Raw genomic sequence first — 1,122 nt, 5'->3', positions numbered from 1 at the left:
CCCCACGGCCGTCCCCGCGCCGCCGCCCACCAGGGCCGGTCGTGACGGCGGTGTCCACCCGCGCTCCGCTCTCGGCGAGCGAGGCCCGCTCCGTCGTCGATGAGGCCTGCCTTCGCGCCGACGTGCTGCTCGACGCCCGCATCGCGGAGCTGTGGTCGGCGATGTCCGACCCGGAGTCCGCCCGGCGGCTGCTGGTGCGCTCCCGCGCCGAGGTCGACCAGGCGCGCGCTCTGCTCGCCGCTGCCGCCGAGGAGCAGTGGTGGTCGGATCTGACCGCGAGCCGCCTCGCCGACGCCTGCACCGCCGCCCGGATCTGGGCCGAGGGCGACCCGGCCACGGCCGAGCTCGAGCGGGTCTTCTGCTCGCGGCTGCGGAGCGTGCTCGGCATCGACCTCGCGGCGATCCCGCGCCGCGGCCGCCCGCACCGCTCCGACTCGGGATCCGCGTGACGCGTCTCCGCCTCGCTCTCGCGGGTGCCGGGATCGCGGTCCTGCTCACCTCGTGCACGGCGGCCGAGCCGGCTCCGCCCCGCTCGTCCTCGTCGCAGGGGGCCGCCGCGGGTGCCGCCGTGCCGACCGATCCCGTGACCGTCGCCGCAGGACTCGACGCGCCCTGGTCGATCGTGTTCCTGCGCGGCACTCCGCTCGTCAGCGAGCGCGACAGCGGCCGGATCCTCGAGCTCGCCTCCGGCGGAGGGACGCGGTCGATCGGCACCGTCGACGGAGTGGCCGCCCGCGGCGAGAGCGGACTGCTCGGTCTCGCGGTCGACGACCGCGACCGCCTCTACGCGTACTCCACCGGCTCCGACGGCAACCGCATCCAGCGCTTCGACGTCTCGGGCGAGGCGGGCTCGCTCGCCCTCGGCGAGCCGGAGACGATCCTCGACGGGCTCCCGGCGGCGAGCAACCACGACGGCGGGCGGATCGCGTTCGGCCCCGACGGGCTGCTCTACGCGACGGTCGGCGACGCGGGACGCACCGAGCGGGCCCAGGACCTGGACTCGCTCGGCGGCAAGATCCTCCGCATGACCGCCGACGGGGCGGTGCCCGACGACAACCCCTACCCCGACTCGCTCGTCTACAGCTCCGGGCACCGCAATCCGCAGGGCCTCGCCTGGGCCGA

At 76.3% G+C, this 1,122-nt stretch carries 2 protein-coding genes; both read left to right on the top strand.

Annotation, left to right across the window (positions count from 1 at the left end; translation table 11 throughout):
• A partial coding sequence (locus IOC53_RS18630; RefSeq protein WP_207408105.1) for a hypothetical protein occupies positions 1 to 449 on the top strand: 449 nt, incomplete at its 5' end.
• Positions 446 to 1,122: PQQ-dependent sugar dehydrogenase (locus IOC53_RS18625; RefSeq protein ID WP_307786264.1), on the top strand; the 677-nt coding region annotated here is incomplete at its 3' end. The genes IOC53_RS18630 and IOC53_RS18625, both read left to right, overlap by 4 nt.

This window comes from Rathayibacter sp. SD072 (genome assembly GCF_017355185.1).
Lineage (GTDB): Bacteria > Actinomycetota > Actinomycetes > Actinomycetales > Microbacteriaceae > Rathayibacter.
The sequence above is the reverse complement of the archived record's forward strand: the minus strand, read 5'-3'. Positions and strand labels throughout refer to the sequence as shown.